Genomic DNA, 17,416 nt, shown 5'->3' with positions numbered 1-17,416 from the left:
TCAGGCCTCGGGTGGAGAGAACACCACCAGGACCCTGAGGTCCTCGCTGATGTGGTGGAACTTGTGGGCGACGCCGGCCGGCACGTACACGACGCTGCCGCGTGCCACCTGCGTGGTCTCCAGGCCGACCGTGATCGAGGCGCGGCCGCTGACGACGAAGTACACCTCGTCCTGGTTGTGCGGTTTCTGCGGGTCGTGCTCACCCGCGTTGAGGGCGTACAGGCCGACCGACATGTTCCGCTCCCGCAGGAACCGAAGGTAGGCACCCTCGTTGGCGGCGCGCTCCGCCTCCAGTTCGTCCAGCCGGAATGCCTTCATCGCTCTTGTCCGCCCTCGCCCCACTGCTCGTATCCGATCCCGTCTGCCACGATCAGACACATGAAGAATTTCCTAGTCAAGACGATCGCCAACGCGGGCGCTCTGGCGGTCGCCGTATGGCTTCTCGACAAGATCACTCTGTCCGGTGACAGCACCGGTAAGAAGGTCGGCACGCTGATCGCCGTCGCCCTGGTGTTCGGCCTGGTGAACTTCCTGGTGAAGCCGGTCGTGAAGGTGCTGGCCTTCCCGCTGTTCGTCCTCACGCTCGGACTGATCACCCTGGTGGTCAACGCGCTGATGCTGCTGCTGACGTCGTGGGTGTGCGGCAAGCTGGACCTGAGCTTCCACGTGGAGGGCTTCTGGACCGCCGTGGTCGGCGGCCTGATCGTCTCCATCGTCTCCTGGGCACTGCACCTCGTCCTGCCGGACGAGGACTGAGCCCGCCATGACCTACCGCGTCTGCTTCGTCTGCACCGGCAACATCTGCCGCTCGCCGATGGCCGAGTCCGTCTTCCGCGCGCGCGTGGCGGAGGCCGGGCTCGAGGACCTCGTCGAGGTCGACAGCGCCGGCACCGGCGGCTGGCACGAGGGCGACGCCGCCGACCCGCGCACCGTCTCCGTCCTGGACGGGCACGGCTACGACAGTGACCACACCGCCCGCCGGTTCCAGGCGTCCTGGTTCGCCCGCCTCGACCTGGTGATCGCCCTCGACACCGGCCACCTCAAGGCCCTGCGCCGCCTCGCGCCCACGCAGGATGACGCGCGGAAGATCCGGCTGCTGCGCTCCTTCGACCCCGCCGCGGGCGACGACCTCGACGTACCGGACCCGTACTACGGGGGCCTGGACGGCTTCGAGGAGTGCCTTGAGATGGTGGAGGCGGCGAGCACCGGTCTGCTCGCCGCGGTACGCAACGAAGTGGAGGGACGGGCGGCATGAGCGAACCGGCTGCGGACGAGGGCGGTGCGGGCGCGGAGAACGGCCCCAGGGACGCCGGGTACGGCCTCTCCGGCGCCGGTGAGGGCACGCGCGCGGTGCGCGCCGGGCTGCCCGAACCCGTCAAGCACGAGCCGGCCCTGCCCGGCCCGGCGTTCGCCGCCCACTTCCACCTGCCGGGCGACCCCACGGGCCCGTACACCTACGGTCGCGACGAGAACCCGACCTGGACCCTGCTGGAACGCGCCATCGGCGAGCTGGAGGCGCCGGGGCATGGCGGTGCGGAGACGCTGGTCTTCTCCTCCGGCATGGCCGCTGTCTCCTCCGTACTGTTCTCGCAGCTGCGCGCCGGGGACGCGGTCGTGCTGCCGAGCGACGGCTACCAGGCGCTGCCGCTGGTCCGCGCCCAGCTGGAGGCGTACGGCATCGAGGTGCGCACCGCGCCCACCGGGGGCGACGCCCAGCTCGAAGTCCTGGACGGGGCCAGGCTGCTGTGGATCGAGTCGCCCTCCAACCCCGGGCTCGAGGTGTGCGACATCCGGCGCCTCGTGGAGGCGGCACACGCGCGTGGCGCCCTGGTCGCCGTGGACAACACGCTCGCGACGCCGCTGGGCCAGCGGCCGCTGGAGCTCGGCGCCGATTTCTCGGTGGCCAGCGGCACCAAGCAGCTCACCGGGCACGGGGACGTGCTGCTCGGGTACGTCGTCGGCCGGGACGGCGAGGCCATGGCCGCCGTACGCCGCTGGCGCAAGATCGCCGGTGCGATCGCCGGGCCCATGGAGGCCTGGCTGGCGCACCGCTCCCTGGCCACGCTGCAGCTGCGCGTGGACCGGCAGAACGCCACCGCCCTGACGCTCGCCGAGGCTCTGCGGGGACGGCCAGAGGTGACCGGGCTGCGGTACCCGGGGCTGCCCGACGACCCCGCACACAAGACCGCCTCGCAGCAGATGCGGCGCTGCGGATGCGTCGTCTCCTTCACGCTGCCCACGCGCGCGCGTGCCGACCGTTTCCTCGGTGCCCTGCGGCTCGTGGACGACGCGACGAGCTTCGGCGGGGTCCGCTCCACGGCCGAACGGCGCGGCCGCTGGGGCGGGGACGCCGTACCGGAGGGCTTCATCCGGCTGTCGGTCGGCGCCGAGGACCCCGAGGACCTGGTGGCGGATGTGCTCCGGGCACTGGAGGAGTCGGCGGACTGACCGGATGACGGGCGGTCCGGGCCTCCCCCCTCGTGGCTCGGACCGCCCCGGTTCCGCGCGCGAAGAACCGCGCGACCAAGGCTAGTTGACTCTCTGTCAGTGTCCAATCACGCTAGCGACAGAGACCTATCGACTTATTTATAGTTGGTCCCTGCCTGGGGGCCGGGAGAGGCGAGGAAAGGGGGCGTCCATGGATCTGGCCTTGCTGCGCACGTTCGTGACCGTGCACCGGGCCGGCTCCTTCACCCGCGCCGCCGCGCTCCTCGGCCTCTCCCAGCCGGCCGTCACCTCCCAGATCCGCACCCTGGAGAGACAGCTGGGCCGCCCGTTGTTCCTGCGGCAGGCCCGTGGGGTGACGCCCACGACCGTCGGCGACGAGCTCGCCCACAAGGCCGCGCCGCATCTCGACGCGCTGGTGGAGATAGCCGAGACCGGGCTCGACGACGAGTCCTCGTTACGCACCCTGCACCTCGCCGGCCCGCCCGAGTTCACCGCCGAACGCGCGCTTCCCGCCCTCACCGAACTCATCGGCGACGACGGCCAGGGCTTCTCGCTGCGGGCCTCCTTCGGGAACGCCGAGGAGACGCTGGAAGGGCTCGCTGCCGGACATCATGATCTGGCCATCAGCACGGCTCGCCCGCGCGGCGCCCTGCTCACGGCGACTCCGCTGTGCGACGAGGAGCACGTCCTGGTCGCCGCCCCTCACTGGGCCGAGCGGATCGGCTCGGGAAAGGCCCGCGGAAAGGGCGCCGCCGCCCTGGAGAATCTGCCGGTCGTCGAGGTGCACGAGTCGCTGCCCTTCGTCTCCCGCTACTGGGCCTCCGTCTTCGACTCCCGCCCCTCCGCTTCGGGCACCGTCATCGTGCCCGACCTGCGTGCGGTTCTTGCCTGTGCGACCGCGGGGGCCGGGCTGGCGGTGCTGCCCCGCTATCTGTGCGCCGCCGCCGTCAAGCACGGCGACGTCGTCGCGCTGCACGAGCCCGCCGTGCCCCCGCTGCGCACGTACTTCCTGGTGGTGCGCACCGGCACGCTCGCGATGCCCCACGTAGCGCGGGCGCACGAGTGGCTCCAGCGGGCGGCCGCTGACTGGTGCTGAGCGGCGACGCGCCGCTGTCACGGCGTGCGCTGGGCCGGTGGCGCTTTGCGATGTTTCACGTGGAACCAACCGGGCCACATTTCTCCCATGACCGTCCGACCCGTGGTCAAGCGCACCGCCCGTGCTGTCCTCCTGGACGGTGACGACCTGATCCTGATCAAGCGCACCAAGCCCGGTGTTGATCCCTACTGGGTCACTCCAGGTGGCGGGGTCGAACCGGGCGACACCACCGTCGTCGACGCCCTGCACCGTGAGGTGTACGAGGAGCTCGGCGCCAAGATCACCGACGTGGTGCCCTGCTTCGTGGACACCGTGGAGCACATCGGGGAGGACGGCGGCGCGACCGGCGTGAAAGTGCAGCACTTCTTCGTCTGCCGGCTGGAGTCCATGGACCCCTCGCTCCGCCACGGCCCCGAGGTGGACGAGCCCGCCGGTGAGTACGAGATCGTCCGCGTGCCCTTCACCCGGGTCGGCATCGCCTCCGTGCACCTCGTCCCACTGTCGTTGCGGCACTATCTGGACGGCAACATCGAAGGCGTACGTGCCATGCACGCCCCGGACCTGGGGTGAGGTTCAGTCCCCGACGACCACGAGCTCCTCGACCGAGTCGTGGCGTATCCGCTCCGACGGGATGCCGGCGTTCCTGAGCACGTCGACGCCGCTGCGGATCATTCCGGGCGGGCCGGAGAGATAAGCGTCGTACTCGTTCCAGGGGCCGTACTCGCGTATCGCGTCGGGGAGCTGGAGGTGCGCCTGCTGGTCGACGATCGCGCGGACGGAGAGCCAGGGGTGGCTCTGCTGCAGCCGGAGCATGGTGTCGATGTCGTACAGGTCATGGTCGGTGCGGGCGCCGTAGAACACCTCGACCGGACGGCGCTCGCCGTGCTCGGCGACGTCCTCGACCAGCGCCTTGATGGGGGCTATGCCGGTGCCGCCGCCGAGACAGAGCAGACCGCTGTCGGTGGTGTGGTCGACGGTCATCGAGCCGGTCGGCGGACCGAGCCGGATGACGTCGCCGGGGCGGGCGCGCTGCACCAGGGCGTTGGAGACCCAGCCCGCGGGGACGGCCTTCACGTGGAATGTCAGCAGTCCGTCGGAGCGGGGGGCGGAGGCGAAGGAGTAGTGCCGCCAGATGCGGGGCCACCAGGGTGTCTCGACGCTGGTGTACTGGCCGGCGAGGAAGGGATAGGGCTGGTCCGGACGGACGGTGAGGACCGCGACGTCCGGCGTCCTCAGCTCATGCGTGACGACCTCCGCGTACCACCAGGCCGGCGCGCGCAGCTCATCGGCCGCCGCCGCGTCGATCATGACCTGCGAGATCGTCGTGTACGCCCGCACCCAGGCCGCCTCCGTCTCCGCGTCCCAGACGGCGGACGCGTACTTGGTCAGCGCGCCGATGAGGCACTCACCGACAGCCGGGTAGTGCTCGGCACGGGTGCTGTACTTGCGGTGGCCGCGGCCGAGATTCTGCAGGTAGTCGACGAGGACGGGGGTGTTGTCGATGTGCTCGGCGGCGGTGAGCAGCGCCTTGAGCAGCCGGTCCCGCTGGGTGTCCATCGCGGGCGGGAACAGTGACCGCAGGTCGGGGTGGCGCACGAAGAGCAGCGCGTAGAAGTACGAGGTGACCTTGTCGGCCATGGGAGCGACCTCGGCCATGGTGCGGCGGATGCGGACGGCGTCCGGGGAGGCGTCCTCGGCGACGGGCGCGGGCCGATGGGCGGGGACGCGCGGTTCGGGGACCGGCACGGCGGGTGAGGCGGGGGTGGTCTGTTCGGAGGTGGCCTGCGCGGCGGGAGCCGGGGCGGACGGGGCGCCGGGGGCCGAAGCAGCCGGGGCCGCCGGGGCCTGGGCGGACGGTCCGGTCGACGGTATTCCCTCCTGAGCCTCCAGGGCTCCGCTCACCGCGGCGCGGAGATCATTCGGCGCCGCAGGGGCGGGAGCGTCTCGCGGGGGCTGCTCAGGGCCCTGGGCCGGGGTACGGCCCACCGGTCGCAGCACCGCCGGACGGCGTCCCCCGCTCGCCTCCTGATCACCGTCCGGAGGCGTGGCCGGCGGCTTGCGCGGCGTGAACCAGCCGCCCCCGCCGGACGTGCCGTTGTCCGCCGACGTGGTGGTCGGAGCGTCCATGGTGTGCCTCGCCTCGAACATCTTTCGGTCGGTCTGCGCACACTTCCGGAGTCGGAAGGTGCCTGCTTTCCCCCGCGGACGGCTGCAGCATCCCCCCTGAGCGGAGTCCCCGGTCGCCTACCTGGAAATACGGGTCTTCGATCTCTCCGTCTCGTTAGGCTGCATTGCCCTGCTCTCGGCCCGCACGGGATGTATGCACCCCACCCCGGACGTGAACCGGAGTCGACCCTACCGGCCGTCGCCGTGCACACAAGTCCCCCCGTGCTCCGCCACGAATTCGGACCCCGGCCGGACCAGCGATCCTCAATTACCGGGCGGGGCCCACCAATTGGTAGGCATCCCACAGGTCCCGGCCGGTGTAGGAGTGCGTCGCGAGACCGGAGAGGTGACCGTCCGCATTCACCGCGACCGATACCGGCACCACGCTGAACAGGTCCTTGTCCGACATGGAGTCCCCGTAGGCGACGCAGTCCGCTCGCGTCACCCCGAACTCCTCGCACAGCCGGTCCGCGATCCGTACCTTCGCCGCGGAGTTCAGAACGCCGGCCGGATCCACGGGCTCGGCGAAAGGAAGGGCGGGAAAGCGCGATCCGAATGCCGCGTTCGCCCCCCAGTCCAGAAGCCGTTCCACGAAGAAGGAAGGCGAGAGCGACACCACCGCACAATAGTCACCCGTGCTCCGGATCTCCGCCCAGACATCGCGGATGCGGGTCAGCCACGGAGCCCCCTCGAAAGCGGCCACCACATGTGCCTCGGTGAGGCCGGACCACAGCGCATGAACCCGAGTCGCGTACTCCGGTGGCCCGATCCGCCCCGCCGCGATCGCCCGATCAAGCACTATCGTCTCGGATTGGAGACCCAGTTGACGGGATATCTCCACGGGTGCGCTGGTGCCGTGCAGCAATGTGCCGTCGAGATCGAAGAGATGAAGTCTCGCCATGCCCCTGAGGCTAATGGGACGACTTCGCGGATCTCCGGCATTCTGCCGGACGCTCGCCGTTCGCCGATGTTTCACGTGAAACACCTCGCACCTGTCCGCGCGCTGTGCGGATGGCCACGACATGGCCAAAAGCACCTGCGTGTGGCCCGAAACAGGTGGACGCCAAGGGGCATGGTCGGACAGCCTGACCTGCGTGCCAACTCCATCCCTCTCCGCTCTGCCCATCCGTCGTCTGACGTTGCGCGATCTCACCGCCTGCGCCGACTTGTCCGAAGACCGGGGGTGGCCACGGGAGGAACACAAGTGGGCCTTCCTGCTCACCGCCGGACGGGGCTACGGCATCGACGACCCCGGCGGTGGACTGGTCGCCGCGTGCGTCGTCACGGAGTACGGCCCGCAGGACCGCCCTGATCTGGGTGCCGTCGGCATGGTCCTCGTCGCCGAGCGGCATGCCCGCCAGGGCATCGGACGCCGGTTGATGCGCCACATCGTCTCCGCGATGGGGACCACGCCCCTGATCCTGCACGCGACGCCGTACGGCCGCCCGCTGTACGAGGAGCTCGGCTTCAAGGTCATCGGGCGGGCGGAGATGGTCATGGGGCACTTCACGCCGGACGGGCCGGAACGCGGCGTCGCGACGCGTGCGGCCACCGCCGAGGACCTCACCTCGATCCTCCGGCTCGACGAGGAGGTGTTCGGCGCCGACCGCACCCACATCATCACGCGGCTGCCCGCCTTCGCCGACCAGTTGCGCGTCGCCGAGGAGAACGGCCGGATCATCGGGTATGCGGGTGCCTGGCCCAACATGGACACACAGGTCGTCGGCCCGCTGATCGCCCGGGACACGGAGACGGCGAAGGCCCTCCTCGCCTCGCTCGCCGCCCACAGCGACCGTCCGCTGCGCACCGACATCGACGTACGGCACGAGGAACTGCTGGCGTGGGTGAAGGAGCGGGGGCTGGAGTCCATCGCCTTCAACTCCGTCATGACGTACGGCGCGCCGGACCTGAGCGGTGACTGGACCCGCCGGTTCGCTCCGCTGACGGTGGCGGCGGGCTGAGCGGCCCCTGCACGGCGAACGCCGGCCACCGCTTCACTGCGGGGCCGGCGTTCGCCGCTGACGCGGGCGGACTCAGGCGAGCGCCTCCACGGCGGCGCTGGCGAGGTCTTGGTCCTGCTCCGGCGTGCGGCCGCCGACACCGATGGCGCCGATCAGGCGGCCGTCGCGGCGGACCGGAATGCCGCCCGCGATGAACAGCAGGGGTCTGTCGAGCGCGGTGGGCAGGGTGTGGAAGGGACCGCCGGGCTGGACGGTGTCGACGAGGTCGGCGGTAGGGACGTTCAGCTGGAGCGCCGTGTAGGCCTTGCGGGTGCTGGTCTCGCCGGAGATGAGCACGGCCCGGTCGTCCCGCAGGAAGACCAGCGGGTGGCCGCCCGCGTCCAGGACGGTGACGCTGACGGTGGCTCCGGCGGCCTCGGCCGCGTCGCGGGCCGCGTGCACGAGCGTCTCGGCGTCCTGGGTGGTCAGTGGGGCGACGGTAGTGGGGCTCATGAGGGCTTTCTCCTTGTGGTGTTACAGCTGGTGGTGCTACGGCGGCGGTTTCGGTGGTTCAGCGCGGGACGGCCGTCCGGTGCTTGGTGGGCCGGCCGGCCGCCACCACGGTGCCGCGGGCGCCGTCCCGGCGTTCCAGGGCCGAGGAGAGCAGGGCCAGTACCAGGGCCGCCGCGGCGAGAGCGGCGCCGACCCAGTTGGGGGCGGTGTAGCCGAAGCCCGCGGCGATCACCATGCCACCGAGCCAGGCGGAGAGGGCGTTGCCCAGGTTGAAGGCGCCGATGTTCACGGCCGACGCCAGCGTCGGGGCGCCGTGCGCCTGGTCCAGGACGCGCTTCTGCAGGGGCGGGACGGTCGCGAAGCCCAGGGCGCCGATCAGGGTGATGGTGACGGCTGCCGCGATCTTGTTGTGCGCGGTGAGCGTGAAGAGCGCGAGTACGACGGCAAGAGCGCCCAGCGAGACGTACAGCATGGGCATCAGGGCGCGGTCGGCGAACTTGCCGCCGATCAGGTTGCCGCCGACCATGCCGAGGCCGAACAGGACCAGCAGCCGGGTGACGGAGCCGTCGGCGAAACCTGCGACGTGGGTCATCATCGGCGCGATGTAGGTGATGGCGGCGAAGACCCCGCCGAAGCCGAGGACGGTCATCGCCATGGCGAGCAGGACCTGGGCGTTCTTGAAGGCGGCCAGTTCGTGACGCAGGTGCACCCCCTCACGCCTGGGCATCTCGGGCACCAGCTTGGCGATGCCGGCCAGGCCGACCACTCCGAGGGCCGCGACGATCGCGAAGGTGACACGCCATCCGACGTGCTGCCCGACGAGCGTGCCCAGCGGGACGCCGATGACGTTGGCGACGGTCAGGCCGGTGAACATCATCGCGATGGCGCCGGCCTTCTTGTCCGGGGCCACCAGGTCGGCCGCGACGACCGAGCCGATGCCGAAGAAGGCGCCGTGTGCCAGGGAGGCGATCACACGTCCGGTCAGCATGACCGCGAAGACGGGGGCGACGGCGGACAACAGGTTGCCGGCGATGAACAGGCCCATCAGCAGCATCAGCATCCGCTTGCGGGAGACCTTGGTGCCCACCACGGTCATCAGGGGAGCCCCCAGCACCACGCCGAGCGCGTAGCCGGTGACCAGGAGGCCCGCGGTGGGGATGGAGACCCCGAAGTCGCCCGCGCCCTCGGGCAGCAGGCCCATGATCACGAACTCGGTTCCCTCCTCGACGTGCTCAGCCGGCAGCACGACGGCGAAGGGGGCCATCTGCAGATGAAGCAGGTCGCCGACGCGGTCGTCCTCAGCCAGAGCGCCACCACCCGCCTGGTCACCCGGTTCGAGGACCGCGGTCTGCTCGAGCGCTACCTGTGCCCCACCGACCGCCGCGGCATCTACACGAACGTCACCCCGGCAGGGCTCGAACTGCTCGAGGAAGCGCGCCCGACCAATGACGCCGCCCTGCGCGAGGCCCTCGACGAGGCGGCCAGGAATCCCGAGCTGGCCCCGCTGGTGCGCGTCGTGGAGTCGCTGAACGTGCCCGCATAGGGTGCGCTCATGGGAGATCATTTCGAGATACGCGCCGCCGTCGCCGACGACATCCCTGCCATCGTGGGCATGCTCGCTGACGATCCGCTGGGCGCCCAGCGCGAGTCACCGGACGACCTGGCCCCCTACCTGACCGCGCTGGAGCGGCTCAGCGCCGACCCGAACCAGTGCCTGGTCGTCGCGGAACACGAGGGCCGTGTCATCGGCACGCTCCAGCTCACGATCATTGCCGGACTGTCGAGGCGCGGGGCCACCAGGTCGATCATCGAGGGTGTCCGCATCCACGCGGACGAGCGCGGCAGCGGCCTGGGCACGCGGCTCATCGAGTGGGCGATCGACGAATCCCGGCGCCAGGGTTGCCAGTTGGTACAGCTGACGTCCGACAACACGCGCACCGACGCGCACCGTTTCTACGAGCGGCTCGGCTTCACGGCCTCGCACGTGGGGTTCAAGCTCCAGTTCTGAGCGCCGTCGAGGTGGCCTGTTTCACGTGAAACAGGCCACCGGGCGCAGGGTCCCAGCACTAGCGGATCCCCCGCCAGCCCTCGGGGTCCACGCCACCGGGGACGGGAGCCTCCTCGTCGTACGGCTGACGCGTGAACACGAACGATCCGAGGTCGAAGTGGCTGAGGGTTCCATCCGGGCGCCGTACGGGCCGCAGGAGCTCTCCGGCGTAGTAGCCCTCCAGGCCCGTCCAGGTGCCATCGCCATTGGCACGGAAGCGCGAGCTGCGGCCGTTGCCGGACAACGGCCCCAGGGAGACGAGCCCGTCAGCCGTCACCCGCAGGGCGAAGGCGTGCGTGCCCCAGTACCACTGCCCCGCCAACTCCAGCACGGCCCGGTCGACTTCGGGCAGCGGCCGCCACGGCTCGGGGATCCGCGGCTCGGCCTCGGCGACGATGCGTACGAGGTCGGCGCCCACCACGGACAGCAGCGGGCCGGAGGTGCAGTTGGCCAGTACCACGGCCGCGACATCGTCCGCCACACTGATGCTGAGGTTCGCCAGGAAGCCCGGCAGGGAGCCGGAGTGCCCCACAAGCAGCCTGCCGTTGCGGCGCTGGATCTGCAGTCCGAGGCCGTAGGTGGCACCGTCCATCACGTCCGCGGCCTCGGCCGGTGCTGCGGGCGTCCGCATCTCCCGCACCGACTCCGCACTCAGTACCCGGTCGTCTCCCTTGGCCAGGAAAGCGGCGAAGCGGGCCAAGTCTCCGGTGGTCGACCACAGTTGACCGGCAGGTGCCATACGGCCGAGGTCCTCCACGGGCTCGGGCAGCATCGCGTCGGCCCAGGGATGCACCGCCCAGCCGCCCGCGTGCGGTGCCTGCGGCTGGGAGCTCGTACGGTGCAGGCCCAGGGGTTCGAGAACCTCACGCCGGAGCACCTCCTCCCAGGGTGCGCCCCGCACCTCCTCCACCAACGCGCCCAGCAGCGTGTAACCGGGGTTGGAGTAGTGGAACCGGCGGCCAACCGGATGCAGCAGGGGCTGCTCGCCCAGCACATCGCTCAGCTCGGGGCGCAGCGAGCCCGGGGTCCGCTCCCACCAAGGCGCGGGCGACTCGGCGGCCAGCCCGCCCGTGTGCGCGAGCAGTTCGGCGATGGTGGCCTCCCCCGCACCGGTGCCCGGCAGGTGCTTCTCCAGTGGGTCGCCGAGGTCGAGCACGCCCTCGTCGCGCAGCCGCAGCACCAGGACGGCGGTGAACGTCTTGGTGATCGACCCGATCCGGTACTGCACGTTCTCGTCGGGCCCGTGCCCGTCCACCGAGGTCCGCGCCCCGTGCCACACGGACCGTCCGCCCCGCACCACCGCGGCCACCAACGAGGGCGCGCGCCCTTCGGCCTGCGCCACGGCGATCCGGTGCAACAGCGCCCGCCGGGTACCGGCAAGCAGCTCTTCTGGAGATGTCGTCATGCCCCCAGTGCATCCGGTGGGGCAGCGCACGTCGAGTTCATTTCACCGAGCCGACGACGGGCAGCCCCAAGAAGGCCGCCGGATCAGGTCTGCGCCATGTCCACGAACCGCGAGTAGTGCCCCTGGAAGGCGACCGTGATCGTCGCCGTCGGGCCGTTTCGGTGCTTGGCGACGATCAGGTCGGCCTCACCCGCGCGGGGGGACTCCTTCTCGTAGGCGTCCTCACGGTGCAGCAGGATGACCATGTCGGCGTCCTGCTCGATGGAGCCGGACTCGCGCAGGTCGGAGACCATCGGCTTCTTGTCGGTGCGCTGCTCGGGACCACGGTTGAGCTGGGAGAGGGCGATGACCGGGATCTCCAGCTCCTTGGCGAGCAGTTTGAGGTTACGCGACATGTCCGAGACCTCCTGCTGGCGGCTCTCGGCGCGCTTGGAGCCGCCGGACTGCATCAGCTGGAGGTAGTCGATCACGACAAGCTTGAGGTCGTTGCGCTGCTTGAGGCGACGGCACTTGGCCCGGATCTCCATCATCGACAGGTTCGGCGAATCGTCGATGTACAGCGGCGCGGCCGACACGTCCGGCATGCGGCGGGCCAGCCGGGTCCAGTCCTCGTCGGTCATCGTGCCCGAGCGCATGTGGTGCAGGGCGACACGCGCTTCGGCGGAGAGCAGACGCATGGCGATCTCGTTGCGGCCCATCTCGAGCGAGAAGATCACGCTCGGCAGGTTGTGCTTGATGGAGGCGGCCCGCGCGAAGTCCAGGGCCAGCGTCGACTTGCCCATGGCGGGACGCGCCGCGATGACGATCATCTGGCCGGGGTGCAGGCCGTTCGTCAGGGAGTCGAAGTCGGTGAACCCGGTGGGTACGCCCGTCATCTCGCCGCTGCGCGAGCCGATCGCCTCGATCTCGTCGAGGGCGCCCTCCATGATGTCGCCGAGCGGGAGGTAGTCCTCGCTGGTGCGCTGTTCGGTCACGGCGTAGATCTCGGCCTGGGCCCGGTTGACGATCTCGTCGACGTCGCCGTCGGCCGCGTATCCCATCTGTGTGATGCGGGTGCCGGCCTCCACCAGGCGACGCAGCACCGCGCGTTCGTGGACGATCTCCGCGTAGTACTCGGCGTTCGCCGCCGTCGGCACCGTCTGGACGAGGCTGTGCAGATACGCCGCGCCGCCGACCTTGTTGATCTCACCGCGCTTGGTGAGTTCGGCGGCGATGGTGATCGGGTCGGCGGGCTCGCCCTTCGCGTAGACGTCGAGGATCGCCGTGTAGATCGTCTCGTGCGCGGGCTTGTAGAAGTCGTGGCCCTTGAGGACCTCGACGACGTCGGCGATGGCGTCCTTGGACAGCAGCATGCCGCCGAGCACGGACTGCTCGGCGTCGAGGTCCTGCGGCGGCACCCGCTCGAAGGACGAACCGCCTCCGTCCCACGCGCCGCTGTCACCGCCCCGGTCGTGCTGCTCGTCACGGCCCCGGCCACCACTGCCCCGGCGGGAGGCGGGCAGACGATCACTGGGACCGCTGTCGGCCCACGGATCGTCCAAGGGCTCGGAAATGCTCACCGAGCCACCTCCTCCCGTCCGCCCGGGCGGACCTCGCCGTGCCCCCATTTCTACGGCACGACACTGACAACTGAGAGGCCCAACTCCGGTTCCACCGCGTCGGTTTTGTGAGGTTTCCGAGATCGACGGAAGCAGCGGGCGCCGGACAACGGTAGGCCCGTCGGCACCGTCAGCCAATCTGGTTATCCACAGGCCATGTGGACGACGGCCCGGATGCTGTGGAGAACTCGCCGAAACCTGTGCACGACACGGTGGACAGCCCTGTGAACAAGGACTCGGTTCCCTCATCGAAATTGCTCTGACCTGCACATTTCCCATCCACCGGCTGTGCAGAAGAAAAACTTCCCCAGTCGGACCAAGATCGCTGCCACTGGTGTGCGGATACGCAGCACCCTCGACCAAGAGTAAGGGCCACAAGCCCTTTGCATCTCTTACCTGTGGACGATTAGATTAGTGCTCATGACACAGGCTTGCGCGATACCCAAGGCCGTCCGACGGCGGCACGACCGCGAGATCGTCGCGCTGGCCGTCCCGGCCTTCGGCGCACTCGTCGCCGAGCCTCTGTTCGTCATGGCCGACAGCGCGATCGTCGGCCATCTCGGCACTTCCCAGCTCGCCGGCCTCGGGGTCGCCTCGGCCCTCCTCACGACAGCCGTGAGCGTCTTCGTCTTCCTCGCCTACGCCACCACAGCGGCCGTCGCCCGACGCGTCGGCGCGAGCGACCTCCAGGCAGCCATCCGCCAGGGCATGGACGGCATCTGGCTCGCGCTCCTCCTGGGCGCCACGGTCATCGCCCTCGTCCTGACCCTGGCACCCGCCCTCGTCGACCTCTTCGGCGCCTCGCCCACCGCGGCCCCGTACGCGACGACGTATCTGCGCATTTCCGCGCTGGGCATACCGGCCATGCTGGCCGTGCTCGCGGCCACCGGTGTGCTGCGCGGGCTGCAGGACACCAGGACACCCCTGTACGTCGCCGTCGCCGGCTTCGTCGCCAACGCCGCCCTCAACGCCGGACTCGTCTACGGCGCCGGCCTCGGCATCGCCGGTTCCGCCTGGGGCACCGTGATTGCCCAGTGCGGGATGGCCGCGGTCTATCTCACCGTGGTCGTCCGAGGGGCCCACCGACACGGGGCGTCGCTGCGGCCCGACGCGGCCGGGATCCGGGCCTCGGCTCAGGCCGGTGTCCCCCTGCTGGTCCGGACGCTCTCCCTGCGGGCGATCCTGATGATCGCCACGGCCGTCGCGGCCCGCCTCGGAGACGCCGACATCGCGGCCCACCACATCATCCTGTCCCTGTGGAGCCTGCTGGCCTTCGCCCTCGACGCCATCGCGATCGCCGGCCAGGCCATCATCGGGCGCTACCTCGGGGCGGAAGACGCCCTGGGCGCTCGTGAAGCATGCCGACGGATGGTGCAGTGGGGCGTGGCGGTCGGGATACTCCTCGGGCTGCTGGTGATCGTGACACGACCGCTCTTTCTGCCTCTGTTCACCAACGACGCCGTGGTGAAGGACACCGCCCTGCCCGCCCTGCTCATGGTGGCGCTCTCCCAGCCGATCTGCGGTGTGGTCTTCGTCCTCGACGGTGTCCTCATGGGCGCGGGGGACGGGCCGTATCTGGCCGGGGCCATGCTGGTGACACTCGCGGTCTTCGCCCCGGTCGCGCTACTGGTCCCTGCCCTCGGCGGCGGGCTCACCGCGCTCTGGGGAGCCATGACGCTGATGATGACCGTGCGGATGCTGACGCTCTGGCTGCGCGCACGGTCGGGCCACTGGATCGTGACGGGCGCGACGCGCTGACTGTTTCACGTGAAACACGTGGCACTCGACCACGAGAGGACCGTGAGACGGCCATGAGAAAGGGACCGCACCCCAGAAGGATGCGGCCCCTTTCTCAACTGCTCAAGCGAGCGCAGCGATCAGGCCGCGACGACCTCGATGTTGACCTTGGCGGCAACCTCGGGGTGCAGACGCACGGACGTCTCGTGAGCGCCCAGGGTCTTGATCGGCGCGCCCAGCTCGATGCGGCGCTTGTCGACCTCGGGGCCACCGGAAGCCTTGATCGCGGAGGCGATGTCGGCCGGGGTGACGGAACCGAAGAGACGACCAGCGTCGCCGGAGCGGACTGCCAGACGGACCTTGACACCCTCGAGCTGGGCCTTCACAGCGTTGGCCTGCTCGATGGTCTGGATCTCGTGGATCTTGCGAGCACGACGGATCTGCTCGACGTCCTTCTCGCCACCCTTGGTCCAGCGGATAGCGAAGTTCCGCGGGATCAGGTAGTTGCGAGCGTAACCGTCCTTGACGTCGACGACGTCGCCCGCGGCACCGAGGCCGGAGACCTCGTGGGTGAGGATGATCTTCATGAGTCGGTCACCCTTCCCTTATCGCGCGGTGGACGTGTAGGGCAGCAGCGCCATCTCACGGCTGTTCTTGACGGCCGTGGCGACGTCACGCTGGTGCTGCGTGCAGTTGCCGGTCACGCGGCGGGCACGGATCTTGCCGCGGTCGGAAATGAACTTCCGCAGCATGTTCGTGTCCTTGTAGTCCACGTACGTGACCTTGTCCTTGCAGAAAGCGCAGACCTTCTTCTTCGGCTTGCGCACAGGCGGCTTCGCCATGGTGTATCTCCTGTGTGATCAAGAAGTTGGGGTACGACCCACCTTGGCCCGAGGGCCTAGAAGGGGGGCTCGTCCGAGTAGCCGCCACCGCCGCCGGAGCCACCGCCCCAGCCACCGCCACCGCCGCCGCCCTGCTGGCCACCGGCGGGAGCGCCGGTCGCCCACGGGTCGTCGGCGGGAGCGCCGCCGCCCTGCTGGCCGCCACCGGGGCCGCCGCCCCAGCCGCCGCCGGCCTGGCCGCCACCGCCGCTGTAACCACCCTGGCCACCGCGGCCGGCGGTCTTGGTGACCTTGGCCGTGGCGTTGCGCAGGCTGGCGCCGACTTCCTCGACGTCCAGCTCGTAGACCGTGCGCTTGACGCCCTCGCGGTCCTCGTAGGACCGCTGCTTCAGCCGGCCCTGCACGATGACGCGCATGCCTCGCTGGAGCGACTCGGCGACGTTCTCCGCCGCCTGACGCCAGACCGAGCAGGTCAGGAAGAGGCTCTCGCCGTCCTTCCACTCGTTCGTCTGGCGGTCGAAGGTGCGGGGAGTGGACGCGACGCGGAACTTCGCGACCGCCGCACCGGACGGGGTGAAGCGCAGCTCGGGGTCATCGACAAGATTGCCGACGACCGTGATGACGGTCTCGCCTGCCATGGGGGAACCTCTCGGCGGGTTTGCTGCTGGCTGCTGGTGCTGCTACTCGAATCCCGGGATCAGCTGAGCGGGAGAGCTCAGTGGGTCTCGGGACGGAGGACCTTGGTCCGGAGGACCGACTCGTTCAGGTTCATCTGGCGGTCGAGCTCCTTCACGACCGCAGGCTCGGCCTGCAGGTCGATGACCGAGTAGATGCCCTCGGGCTTCTTCTTGATCTCGTACGCGAGACGACGACGGCCCCAGGTGTCGACCTTCTCCACCTTGCCGTTGCCCTCGCGGACGACGGAGAGGAAGTTCTCGATCAGGGGGGCGACAGCGCGCTCCTCCAGATCGGGGTCGAGGATGACCATCACCTCGTAGTGACGCATGTGGAACCCACCTCCTTTGGACTCAGCGGCCACGGTCGTTCCGTGGCAGGAGGGTTGTGATGCGTGCGCAACAGTATCCGCGAGTAAATCAGCCACCACTGACAATCGGGGTTCCTCAGGGAAGCCCCGACCGCGACCTGGGCAGGCCTGGGCAGACACCGGTGCAGAGGGTACAGAGTACCCGCACACCGGCTTCCGGTTGAAATCCGGCCCGGGAGACGGCCAGTCTTGTACACATCGGGTGTGTACGGCGCTACCGTGCGCCGCGTTCCGCAGGAGGTGCCCCATGGCACAGGCATTGCGACCCAACACCGCAGGATCCCTCTTCGCCACCGACGGCAAGCCCCATCCGCTCCAGGACGCCCTGATGGCGGTGACGCTGGTGCTCGGGCTGGCAGCCTTCATCACGTCGTTCTTCCACAGCCTGCACCTGCTCAGCTCCTGGGCCGGCCTGGTGGGGATCGTCGTCGGCGCGTACGGACAGTGGATCTCGGTCACCACGCGTGAGCGCTTCGGTCTGATCGTGGGTCTCGGTGCCTCGGGAGTCGGTTTTCTGATCGGTATGGCGCACGGCGGGCTGTTCGGCGGCCTCTTCAGCTGACCCTCCGGCCACCGTCC

General features: G+C 69.8%; 20 protein-coding genes and 1 pseudogene. 10 read left to right on the top strand and 11 right to left on the bottom strand.

Annotation, left to right across the window (positions count from 1 at the left end; all coding sequences use genetic code 11):
- The gene (locus ACIBBH_RS12435; RefSeq protein ID WP_399404198.1) at nucleotides 1-318 is read right to left on the bottom strand and encodes a cupin domain-containing protein; all 318 of its coding nucleotides are present in this window, start codon (nucleotides 316-318) and stop codon (nucleotides 1-3) included.
- A gap of 60 nt (nucleotides 319-378) precedes the next feature.
- Here ACIBBH_RS12435 and ACIBBH_RS12430 point away from each other — a divergent pair, with 60 nt between their 5' ends.
- The 5 genes from ACIBBH_RS12430 to ACIBBH_RS12410 all read left to right on the top strand — a co-directional run bounded on the left by ACIBBH_RS12430 (nucleotide 379) and on the right by ACIBBH_RS12410 (nucleotide 4,114).
- Nucleotides 379-756 carry a phage holin family protein gene (locus ACIBBH_RS12430; protein ID WP_399404197.1) on the top strand — a complete coding sequence of 126 codons (378 nt, stop codon included), beginning with the start codon at nucleotides 379-381 and terminating at the stop codon, nucleotides 754-756.
- Nucleotides 757-763: 7 nt separating this feature from the next.
- Nucleotides 764-1,255 carry a low molecular weight protein-tyrosine-phosphatase gene (locus ACIBBH_RS12425; RefSeq protein WP_399404196.1) on the top strand — a complete coding sequence of 164 codons (492 nt, stop codon included), beginning with the start codon at nucleotides 764-766 and terminating at the stop codon, nucleotides 1,253-1,255.
- The gene (locus ACIBBH_RS12420) at nucleotides 1,252-2,448 is read left to right on the top strand and encodes a cystathionine gamma-lyase (protein WP_399404195.1); all 1,197 of its coding nucleotides are present in this window, start codon (nucleotides 1,252-1,254) and stop codon (nucleotides 2,446-2,448) included. The genes ACIBBH_RS12425 and ACIBBH_RS12420 overlap by 4 nt, the downstream gene beginning before the upstream one ends.
- Before the next feature lie 190 nt (nucleotides 2,449-2,638).
- Nucleotides 2,639-3,544 carry a LysR family transcriptional regulator gene (locus ACIBBH_RS12415; protein WP_399404194.1) on the top strand — a complete coding sequence of 302 codons (906 nt, stop codon included), beginning with the start codon at nucleotides 2,639-2,641 and terminating at the stop codon, nucleotides 3,542-3,544.
- Nucleotides 3,545-3,631: 87 nt separating this feature from the next.
- Entirely contained in the window at nucleotides 3,632-4,114 is a 483-nt protein-coding gene (locus ACIBBH_RS12410; RefSeq protein WP_399404193.1) for an NUDIX domain-containing protein, read from the top strand.
- Nucleotides 4,115-4,117: 3 nt separating this feature from the next.
- On the opposite strand, the gene ACIBBH_RS12405 is transcribed toward ACIBBH_RS12410, so the two are convergent.
- A complete protein-coding gene (locus ACIBBH_RS12405) occupies nucleotides 4,118-5,671 on the bottom strand; it encodes a globin domain-containing protein (protein WP_399404192.1) in 1,554 nt (517 codons plus the stop codon).
- Nucleotides 5,672-5,978: 307 nt separating this feature from the next.
- Nucleotides 5,979-6,611 (bottom strand): HAD family hydrolase, encoded by a 633-nt coding sequence (locus ACIBBH_RS12400; RefSeq protein WP_399404191.1) that lies wholly within the window; start codon nucleotides 6,609-6,611, stop codon nucleotides 5,979-5,981.
- A gap of 193 nt (nucleotides 6,612-6,804) precedes the next feature.
- On the opposite strand from ACIBBH_RS12400, the gene ACIBBH_RS12395 reads away from it, so the two are divergent.
- A complete protein-coding gene (locus ACIBBH_RS12395) occupies nucleotides 6,805-7,671 on the top strand; it encodes a GNAT family N-acetyltransferase (RefSeq protein WP_399404190.1) in 867 nt (288 codons plus the stop codon).
- Nucleotides 7,672-7,743: 72 nt separating this feature from the next.
- Here the strand turns inward: ACIBBH_RS12395 and ACIBBH_RS12390 are convergent, their stop codons facing one another.
- Nucleotides 7,744-8,163: a heme-binding protein gene (locus tag ACIBBH_RS12390; protein WP_399404189.1), complete on the bottom strand. Its 420-nt coding sequence runs from the start codon at nucleotides 8,161-8,163 to the stop codon at nucleotides 7,744-7,746.
- A 58-nt stretch (nucleotides 8,164-8,221) separates the two neighbouring features.
- Nucleotides 8,222-9,427, bottom strand: coding sequence for an MFS transporter (locus tag ACIBBH_RS12385; RefSeq protein ID WP_399404382.1), 1,206 nt, complete (start codon nucleotides 9,425-9,427; stop codon nucleotides 8,222-8,224).
- Between ACIBBH_RS12385 and ACIBBH_RS12380 the strand changes: the two are divergent.
- Together ACIBBH_RS12380 and ACIBBH_RS12375 are read left to right on the top strand one after the other, a co-directional pair.
- Nucleotides 9,338-9,706: pseudogene (locus tag ACIBBH_RS12380) on the top strand (MarR family winged helix-turn-helix transcriptional regulator); the annotation flags it as partial. The gene ACIBBH_RS12385 and the pseudogene ACIBBH_RS12380 overlap by 90 nt on opposite strands.
- 9 nt (nucleotides 9,707-9,715) lie before the next feature.
- Nucleotides 9,716-10,171, top strand: coding sequence for a GNAT family N-acetyltransferase (locus ACIBBH_RS12375; RefSeq protein WP_399404188.1), 456 nt, complete (start codon nucleotides 9,716-9,718; stop codon nucleotides 10,169-10,171).
- A gap of 58 nt (nucleotides 10,172-10,229) precedes the next feature.
- Here the strand turns inward: ACIBBH_RS12375 and ACIBBH_RS12370 are convergent, their stop codons facing one another.
- Both ACIBBH_RS12370 and dnaB read right to left on the bottom strand, forming a co-directional pair.
- Nucleotides 10,230-11,615, bottom strand: a complete 1,386-nt coding sequence (locus ACIBBH_RS12370) for a serine hydrolase domain-containing protein (RefSeq protein ID WP_399404187.1) — start codon at nucleotides 11,613-11,615, stop codon at nucleotides 10,230-10,232.
- An 83-nt stretch (nucleotides 11,616-11,698) separates the two neighbouring features.
- The gene (gene dnaB / locus ACIBBH_RS12365; RefSeq protein ID WP_399404186.1) at nucleotides 11,699-13,174 is read right to left on the bottom strand and encodes a replicative DNA helicase; all 1,476 of its coding nucleotides are present in this window, start codon (nucleotides 13,172-13,174) and stop codon (nucleotides 11,699-11,701) included.
- 459 nt (nucleotides 13,175-13,633) lie between these two features.
- Between dnaB and ACIBBH_RS12360 the strand changes: the two genes are divergently transcribed.
- A complete protein-coding gene (locus ACIBBH_RS12360; protein WP_399404185.1) occupies nucleotides 13,634-14,971 on the top strand; it encodes an MATE family efflux transporter in 1,338 nt (445 codons plus the stop codon).
- Nucleotides 14,972-15,090: 119 nt separating this feature from the next.
- Here ACIBBH_RS12360 and rplI read toward each other — a convergent pair whose 3' ends face one another.
- The 4 genes from rplI to rpsF form a co-directional block, all read right to left on the bottom strand.
- Nucleotides 15,091-15,537, bottom strand: a complete 447-nt coding sequence (gene rplI / locus ACIBBH_RS12355; protein ID WP_095756004.1) for a 50S ribosomal protein L9 — start codon at nucleotides 15,535-15,537, stop codon at nucleotides 15,091-15,093.
- A gap of 18 nt (nucleotides 15,538-15,555) precedes the next feature.
- Nucleotides 15,556-15,792 (bottom strand): 30S ribosomal protein S18, encoded by a 237-nt coding sequence (rpsR, locus tag ACIBBH_RS12350; RefSeq protein ID WP_003949403.1) that lies wholly within the window; start codon nucleotides 15,790-15,792, stop codon nucleotides 15,556-15,558.
- 56 nt (nucleotides 15,793-15,848) lie between these two features.
- Nucleotides 15,849-16,430 carry a single-stranded DNA-binding protein gene (locus ACIBBH_RS12345; protein ID WP_399404184.1) on the bottom strand — a complete coding sequence of 194 codons (582 nt, stop codon included), beginning with the start codon at nucleotides 16,428-16,430 and terminating at the stop codon, nucleotides 15,849-15,851.
- A 77-nt stretch (nucleotides 16,431-16,507) separates the two neighbouring features.
- Nucleotides 16,508-16,798, bottom strand: coding sequence for a 30S ribosomal protein S6 (gene rpsF, locus ACIBBH_RS12340; protein ID WP_003956532.1), 291 nt, complete (start codon nucleotides 16,796-16,798; stop codon nucleotides 16,508-16,510).
- Nucleotides 16,799-17,084: 286 nt separating this feature from the next.
- Between rpsF and ACIBBH_RS12335 the strand changes: the two genes are divergently transcribed.
- Nucleotides 17,085-17,399: a hypothetical protein gene (locus tag ACIBBH_RS12335; protein ID WP_399404183.1), complete on the top strand. Its 315-nt coding sequence runs from the start codon at nucleotides 17,085-17,087 to the stop codon at nucleotides 17,397-17,399.
- Nucleotides 17,400-17,416 lie beyond the last annotated feature (17 nt).

Origin of the sequence: Streptomyces sp. NPDC051636 (genome assembly GCF_044453765.1) — a bacterium.
Classification (GTDB): domain Bacteria; phylum Actinomycetota; class Actinomycetes; order Streptomycetales; family Streptomycetaceae; genus Streptomyces.
This window is presented reverse-complemented; position numbering and strand designations above follow the sequence as displayed.